Origin of the sequence: Clostridium puniceum (assembly GCF_002006345.1) — a bacterium.
Classification (GTDB): Bacteria; Bacillota; Clostridia; order Clostridiales; family Clostridiaceae; genus Clostridium; species Clostridium puniceum.
In genome coordinates this window covers 1-8,881 of record NZ_LZZM01000030.1, presented here as the reverse complement: position 1 = coordinate 8,881, position 8,881 = coordinate 1, and the positions used below count along the sequence as shown (strand labels likewise).

Below are 8,881 nucleotides of genomic sequence, written 5' to 3'. Positions count from 1 at the left end.
TATTTTATGAAGATCTTCTAAAGTATTAATTTTAAGTTCTGAATAAATATTTGTTTGTATAATCATAATTACCTCCGTTAAATCTTGAGTAATTATAATTTATAAAAACTAAATTGTACATTCTTATCGTATCATTTATATATCTAAATATTTAAAGCAAGGAATTGTGTCATACATCGATTTATTTGTTTCTAAAAAAGTGCCTTTTTAATCATATTAAATAATCTGACACTATATAAAGTAATACTACTAGGTGAATTAGAGAATTGTTATAAATTTAGTAATATAAATTTTATTGTAATTTAAAAAAATAATTTGACTTTTGAGGAGGAAATAATTCGTGTATAACAATTTATAGCTATAAGTAATGATAAAAAAATGACCTAAAACTAACTAAAAGATAGTTTTAAGTCACCAATTTCAGTTAGAAAAATAGTGAAAGCTGTTATACAAAAAACATAAATTATTTGTTTGGCAGCTATTTATTTTTCATATTTATGATAATCTTATAATTGTTAGTTCAGCTCCCTGGCTATTTGGTAAAAGTGTTGCTGCACCCACTAATCCGAACAGCTGTAAAACAAGTGTAGAATTAGCAGATAATGATAAAATTGCATAAGCTGACTGATTTGACAAAGAAACTACTGGACTAATTGTTAATGCAGTATTAGTGGCTCCGTTTATTAGAACTCTAGATGAAACTAATAATGCGGCTGTTAAATTTATACTGTAAGAGATAAAATACCTACCAGCATTTGTTACGGTGAAAGTATCATTAGTACCATTTACAGATACGCCACTTAAGTTTTGATTATTTGGAAGTGGAATATCAGTACCGCCTAATACAACAGCAATTATGCTACCAGTAGTGTTATTAGCAAAACCTGAATTGCTAGTAACATTTAGTCCTTGAGCACCTTGGCTTCCTTGAGAACCTTGAGCGCCTTGAACACCTTGAGAACCTTGGATACCTTGACTTCCTTGAGAACCTTGTTCACCTCTAAGTCCTTGAGAACCTTGGATACCTTGAGAACCTTGAGAACCTTGGATACCTTGAGAACCTTGAGAACCTTGGCTTCCTTGAGATCCTTGAATACCTTGAGAGCCTTGAGCTCCTTGAGCACCTTGGATACCTTGGCTTCCTTGAACACCTTGAGATCCTTGGATACCTTGACTTCCTTGAGAACCTTGAGGTCCTTGAATACCTTGAGCGCCTTGAACACCTTGAGAACCTTGGCTTCCTTGAGATCCTTGAGGTCCTTGGATACCTTGACTTCCTTGAGAACCTTGAGGTCCTTGAATACCTTGAGCGCCTTGAACACCTTGACTTCCTTGAGAACCTTGAATACCTTGAGAACCTTGAACACCTTGAGAACCTTGGCTTCCTTGAGATCCTTGAATACCTTGAGAGCCTTGAGCTCCTTGAGCACCTTGGATACCTTGGTTTCCTTGAGTACCTTGAGGTCCTTGAGCACCTTGAGTACCTTGGCTTCCTTGAACACCTTGAGCTCCTTGAGAACCTTGACTTCCTTGGTTTCCTTGAGAACCTTGGCTTCCTTGAACACCTTGAGATCCTTGGATCCCTTGACTTCCTTGAGGTCCTTGAATACCTTGAGCGCCTTGAACACCTTGAGAACCTTGAGATCCTTGGATACCTTGACTTCCTTGAGAACCTTGAATACCTTGAGAACCTTGAACACCTTGAGAACCTTGGCTTCCTTGAGATCCTTGAATACCTTGAGAGCCTTGAGCTCCTTGAGCACCTTGGATACCTTGGTTTCCTTGAGTACCTTGAGGTCCTTGAGCACCTTGAACACCTTGAGAACCTTGAGAACCTTGGCTTCCTTGAGATCCTTGAGCTCCTTGAGCACCTTGGATACCTTGGTTTCCTTGAGTACCTTGGCTTCCTTGAACACCTTGAGCTCCTTGAGAACCTTGAGAACCTTGGCTTCCTTGAGATCCTTGAGCTCCTTGAGCACCTTGGATACCTTGGTTTCCTTGAGTACCTTGGCTTCCTTGAACACCTTGAGCTCCTTGAGAACCTTGACTTCCTTGGTTTCCTTGAGAACCTTGGCTTCCTTGAACACCTTGAGCTCCTTGGATCCCTTGATTTCCTTGAGATCCTTGGATACCTTGACTTCCTTGAGAACCTTGAACACCTTGAGAACCTTGGCTTCCTTGAGATCCTTGAGCACCTTGAGCACCTTGGTTTCCTTGAGTACCTTGAGTACCTTGAGGTCCTTGAGCACCTTGAGCACCTTGAGCTCCTTGAGAACCTTGGATACCTTGACTTCCTTGAGCACCTTGACTTCCTTGAGCGCCTTGTGGTCCTTGTAGACAGATAAAGCATTTAGGGCAACATCTACATTTACATCTACAGTTATTTCTATCATCATTACAATGATTTCTATTATTATTACAGTTATTTCTATCATCATTACAATTATTTGTATTTGTAGCTTCCCAATGATAATATTCTGGAGTATTAATATTCATACAAATTACCTCCTAATTGGGTAATATTTCATTCTAATTACTACTATAGATTATGAATATATACACTATGTTGTTCCAATTTAGAAGATACCTATGATATTTTCAATATTATTAGATACATAATAGTAGAATAAATAAATAGAAATACTAAAATTGTAATATAATATCTTACTTTCGGAAGTTTAATAACTAACAAATTTCTAAAATCGATTAATATATATATGTTCTAATAAGGTTTCTACATTTTAACGTATATACTGTCTATTGTTTGTTTAAGAACTTTATTTATTGTTTGAATGAAATCTTGTGCAGCAACTTTAACTCTAACTAAACTTTTGTTTTCTTTATCAGCCTTTTTTTAACATATGCTGGTCTTGTATAATTCAAATTTAGTCTATGGAGTATAGTATATATAATGAAGCCTAAATTTTGGGCGATATAAGAGGTTATTTTATGGAAACTTATAATAAAGAGTATTTTTTCACAAGCTGGACTTAACATGACGTTTATTCAAAATAATGAATATAAATCAAGTAAAAGAGTACTCATCAAGTAAAAGAGTACTCAGAGGGTTTTATCTCCAAAAACATAGCAAAGGAAAGCTTGTTAGAGTGACTAAATGATAAATTTTTATACTCCAGAATATGATGGTGGAATTAAGTGAAATGATTCAGATTTAAATAGAAAACAAACAGTAAAAAATAGAATTGCCAGTATTAGTCAACCACATGTAAGATCAATTGTTAAAGGAAAGACTAAAGCTACTACGGAGTTCGAAGCACAATTTGAAATAAGTGTTTTTGATGGATATTTTAAAAATGGGAAAATTAAGTTAGGATGCTTAAAATGAATGTGAAAGCCTAATGCCTATATAGAGAGACTTATAAATTAAGAAATGAATTTTATCGTTAAAGAATCTTAGCTGACAAAATTTATAGAAATAAAAAAATTATTTTATCTAACTTTTTAATGTCACCACTTTAATGTTCTCACATACGATGTATTATAAATGTTATAAAAATTTATATTTATCATAATCTTTCAAGAGGAGGAGAATTTATGTCCATTAACTTCAAAAAATTTTTGCCACGTCCAGGTCTTGTGAATAAACAAGGACGTTTGCCAGATCCTTCTGAATTAGTTTGCATTGAAATACCTAAGATATTTGATCAATGCTTAATAAAAAGATGTCTTGTATACGGTGAAGGCCCTGACACAAATACAACAGATTATGAATTAAGAAGTGACCCCTTAACAAATCCTAAGAGATATATTGGTAGTAGAGACTTCAATGTAAAGTTGATCTCCGTGGATAAGATTCCACTTAAAGGAAAACATGGTTTCAAAAAAATAGTTCTTTCTTACATTATTTCTTTCTATGCAGATTATATTGACTGTAATGGTGCAAACAAAAGTGAATTGTATGAAATTAATCGAACAGATGTAATTGGAAAGTTCTACTGTCCTGATTCTGTAGCTCAAATTTCTGCTAGTTCTGTACCTGTTCACCATGCTCAAGATTTAGATTCTAATATAATAAAACTTGAAATGGTTGCTGAAGCACTAGACGGTGAATTATTAAAAGATAAAGAAGGAAACTTTGTTTTAGACATCACTTTGGGGTATTACATTGTTGTAAAATGCGAGCTTATTGTACAGCTTCTTATTCCTGCTTATGACTACTGTCCAGTTCCAAAAGAACCATGTGAAGAAGAACCTGAGGAAGACCCATGTGAGAGATTTGAAAAAGCTCCAATTCCTAAGTTCTATCCAGATCAAAACCTAGACCTATTATTCTCAGACTTTGATGATAATGATAGAGATTATAGTGATGGAGATCATAATGATAGAGATTATAATTAGCAAAGATTATTCCACTAATAAATAGATTTTAATTACGTTATAAATCTTTTATTTATGCGTTGTGCTAGTTATTAAAAATATGTTTAAAATAATTGTAAATGTATTTTTGCCAGAAATATTTTTGAAGAACAATTAGACAATTTTTAGTAAGATTTAAGATGTTTAAATTGTTCAGTATTGATAATATTTACTGCAATTATATTTAGCATAAATGAGAAATTTTGAGCCAGTATTTTTATAGAATTATTTGATTGTATAAGATCAAAAACTGCGTCTCTGGCATCAACATGTGCAGGTATTAAAATAAGATTTGTAAAAAGTTATTTGTATTAACTAATGTATGTAGTTTTAGTTCTAAATAATTTTATAAAAATTTCTTTTAGTTCTATTAAACCTTGTTCTATGACAAATATTTAGAAAATAAATCTTTAAAGTTTTTTAACAAAATAAAACCATACCTTTTTGGAATCAATTATAAGAGATTCGCCACGAGGCGGATTGTTATTATTTTAGAATCTGAAAATTTAATTTTGGAGATGTTTCTTCTATTTTGTATAGAACTAGGTATTATTACACTATAAGCAGCATCAATTAATACAAAGGGAACTATAAAAAGACATTCAAATTATTAACTTCTTCAGTATTATAATAAGTGAACTCTAGCATTTCAATCAACCTCATTATTATTAATTTTTACTTAATTATAATTGAACTTTGTTAGAGTTTTTTTAATAATTTAACTAGCACAACGCATAAATTTTATAAGGAGCTTTATATGATTTATTTAGATAATGCAGCTACATCATTTCCAAAACCATCAGCAGTTTATGAAGAAGTACTAAATTGCATGAGAAATTATGCTGCTAGCCCAGGACGAGGTTCTTATGAGATGTCTATAAAAGCAGCTCTAAAAATTATGGAAACAAGAGAAGAAATATGTCAATTATTTAATATTCCTAGTCCTTTTAACTTAATTTTTACAGGCAATTCAACCGAAGCATTAAATATAGGAATTAAAGGAGTTTTAAAAAAGGGAGATCATGTTATTAGTACAGTGATTGAACATAATTCTGTTTTAAGACCATTGCATTCGATGAGTAAAAGTGGAGTTGAAGTCACTTTGGTAAATGTAGATAAAGCAGGTTATGTTAATATTAAGGATATTAAGGAAGAGATTAAGAAAAATACTAAGATGATCATTATAAATCATGCATCTAATGTACTAGGTAGTCTTCAAGACATCGAGAATATTGGAAAACTTTCGAAGGTAAAAGGAATTATATTTATGGTGGATGCATCTCAAAGTGCTGGAGTTATTCCTATTGATGTGGAAAGAGATCACATTGATTTATTGGCATTCTCAGGACATAAAGGATTATTAGGACCTCAAGGAACAGGATGCTTGTTTATACGAAAGGGAATAAAACTAAAGAATTTTAAGGAAGGTGGAACTGGAAGTAATTCTCATTTTGTGGTTCAACCAGACTTCATGCCAGATCAGTTTGAAAGTGGAACTCTAAATACACCAGGAATTGCCGGTTTATGTGAAGGAATAAAATTCATTAAGAGAGTTGGAGTAGATAACATACAAAAATCTGAAAAAGAATTGATATCATATTTATTCGAGGAATTAAAAAAACTATCTTATGTAAAAATTTATGGGAGTCATTCTGTAAAACAAAGAAGTCCAGTACTTTCCTTCAATATAGAAGGAATTGATGCTTCTATTATTGGTGAACAACTGAATGAAGAGGGAATAGCTGTACGAACAGGTTACCATTGTGCACCTTTAATACATGACGTGATTGGTACAGAATATGCTGGTACTGTGAGAGTGAGTCCAGGATATTTTAATACCTTTGAAGATATAGAAAAACTACTAGTAACAATCATGAGGATTTATAAAGGATAATGTGAAATGAAGGATGCAGTACATATATAATTATATATGTAATAAAAAATATTAGGATGTGAAAGTTATGAATTCTTATAGTAATTCAAACTCTCCTTATCAAATAGATAATCCTGGTGAGTGCGAAAGATATACGATGCTTGAATATATACTCAAGATGCAGAATAGATTAGATGATTTAAGTAATATAATTGATTTGATGAGCCCACCGAAAGATATAACTAATCTTTGTCCGACGGGGTGTGCTAAAAATATTAAAGTAGCAGTAATTGGTGCCGGAGAAGCCGGGTTAGCTGCTGCATTTGAACTTAGAAAGACAGGTTGTAACATTACTTTATTTGAAGCAAGCCATAGAATAGGAGGAAGGGTATACACTTATTACTTTGATAGAAATAGAAAGTACTCTAGTGAATTAGGTCCAATGAGTATACCAGTATCTCATGAGACTACCTGGCATTATATAAATCTTTTTAAACTTCATACAAGCCCTTTTGTAAATCATAATGATAATGGTTTGTTTTATGTTAGAGATGAACGGGCTATTAATGATGCTAAAGGGAAAAGTGTGGAAAATAATATATATCCTAAGTTTAATTTAAGCCAAATTGAGAGAAAGAAAGCATGGTCTGAACTCCGTGAAAAGATATATAAAAAATATTTAAGCTCTCTTTCAATAGAATTAAGAAGGGAATTAATTCAAGTTAAATCTGAATATTCAAAGAGTATAACAGAAATAGATAAATTAAGTTATAGAAATGCATATGAGAATGTAGATCTTAGTCAGGATTCTATATCAATGCTTGCGTATTTGGAAGGCAAAGAACAGTTTTTTAGTTTAAGTCTTACTGAAATGCTTCAGCAATACTATACAGTAGATTTTGAATATACTTATCGTATTACCGATGGTATGATTAATTTACCTCATTCATTATATGAGGCGCTTTGTGACAAAAATGAAGAGGCTTATAAAGGTATTAGTAAAGAACAATTAGGTAAAATAGAAATAAAAATGGGGTTCCCTGTTAAGGGAATATATAATTCTTTTTCAAAAGATAAAATTATACTTAAATATACGGATTATAGAAATACTAAAGAAACATCTGAAGAATTCGATTACGTAATATGTGCCATACCATTCTCAAGCTTAAGGAGAATTGAAATAGAACCTCTTTTTTCAACCACTAAGATGCAGGCTATAAATGAAATGAACTATGAAATAGCACATAAGATATATCTACATCTTAAGGAAAGGTTTTGGGAAATGGGGAATGCATCAAAAAAGATAGTAGGAGGATGTTCTTTTACGGATCTTCCTTTAGTTTCAATTCATTACCCTTCAGATCATGCAAAACCTGTAGCTAATAAATATGGCAAGTGGGTATTAAAGCCTAGGACAAGCCCAGAAGAGGCTGGTGTATTGCTAGCTAGCTATAGCTGGTGCCAAGAAGCAGAGAGATTGGGAAATGAAAATCCAGAATTGCAAATTGATGATGTAATGAGATATATAGAAAAAGTTCATGGACTTTCGCCTCATTATCTAGATGATAAGTTAATTGACTATAAGTCATTAATTTGGTCAGATGTACAGTATATATGGACTGCTGGAGCATTATCAAAGCCAGAGGATAAAACACTTTTCTCTTATGTTGTAACTGTTCCAGAAATGTCGAATAAAGTATTTTTTGCAGGAGAGCATATTTCTCAAAAGCATGTTTCTCAGCAAGGAGCTCTTCAGAGTGGCATGATTGCTGCAAGTCAAGTAGCGAAGCAGATAAAGGATAAATTAGTTTAGACAATAATTAAATATTTATATAAAAAGGATCTACACTATAAAATGTAGATCCTTATTGATATTCATAATAATCATAAGTTAGTACAGTATTAAACGTATTATGTTTTACCATTTATTTGAGATCTTATTAAATAATTAATTTTGTTGTTATTTACCCATGCCATATTGGTAAACTTAATACTATTTTTGAAATAGTCTCAGGCATTGGAAAATCTCAGTTTTTATATCGTAATCCTTACATACCTCTTGTAGAAATATAGCCATCTTAGACAATCTTTTACTAGTTTATATTCTTCATCATATATACCATATCTATTAACAACCTATAGTTTGTATGACATGTCTGGTGAAAATATAAAATTACTGGCACACAGCTTTTTATAACAATCAATATAATTGCTATATTTAATATATTGCCATGTAGGGGGTGTTAATAGGCCACCTCTTGGCTATTCATCATATTGAACTGATACGAGACAATTTGTTTTAGAATAAAAATCGAAATGCTACTTATAACTTGATTGTCAAATAGCATATCATCACATGTAAGGTTGATAAAATAATTTCTAGTTGTTAAACTGATTGTATTATTCAAGTTTTTGACGGTTCCTAAATCACATGCATTTTGATTTACTATATAATTAATATTTTATACATTATTAAATGTATAGATTAAAAGAAGAAAAGCAGGTGTAGATTGTCAAGTACTTTTGACCCACTTTTGCAACTAAAATTGACCCACTAACAGTTTAATTTATTATGCTAACATCATAGCCGCTTTCGCGTAAGCGGATTATATTAATTTCTATAGTTTTAGC

The 8,881-nt window shown here is 32.0% G+C and carries 4 protein-coding genes; 3 read left to right on the top strand and 1 reads right to left on the bottom strand.

Annotated elements, in window-relative coordinates; genetic code table 11:
* Positions 1–495 precede the first annotated feature (495 nt).
* Entirely contained in the window at positions 496–2,496 is a 2,001-nt protein-coding gene (locus CLPUN_RS02565; RefSeq protein ID WP_077845814.1) for a BclA C-terminal domain-containing protein, read from the bottom strand.
* Positions 2,497–3,555: 1,059 nt separating this feature from the next.
* Here CLPUN_RS02565 and CLPUN_RS02560 point away from each other — a divergent pair.
* The 3 genes from CLPUN_RS02560 to CLPUN_RS02550 all read left to right on the top strand — a co-directional run bounded on the left by CLPUN_RS02560 (position 3,556) and on the right by CLPUN_RS02550 (position 8,063).
* Positions 3,556–4,359: a hypothetical protein gene (locus CLPUN_RS02560; RefSeq protein WP_077845813.1), complete on the top strand. Its 804-nt coding sequence runs from the start codon at positions 3,556–3,558 to the stop codon at positions 4,357–4,359.
* 775 nt (positions 4,360–5,134) lie between these two features.
* Complete coding sequence (locus CLPUN_RS02555; RefSeq protein ID WP_077845812.1) at positions 5,135–6,271, top strand: aminotransferase class V-fold PLP-dependent enzyme; 1,137 nt, start codon at positions 5,135–5,137, stop codon at positions 6,269–6,271.
* A gap of 67 nt (positions 6,272–6,338) precedes the next feature.
* Positions 6,339–8,063, top strand: coding sequence for a flavin monoamine oxidase family protein (locus tag CLPUN_RS02550; protein WP_077845811.1), 1,725 nt, complete (start codon positions 6,339–6,341; stop codon positions 8,061–8,063).
* Positions 8,064–8,881 lie beyond the last annotated feature (818 nt).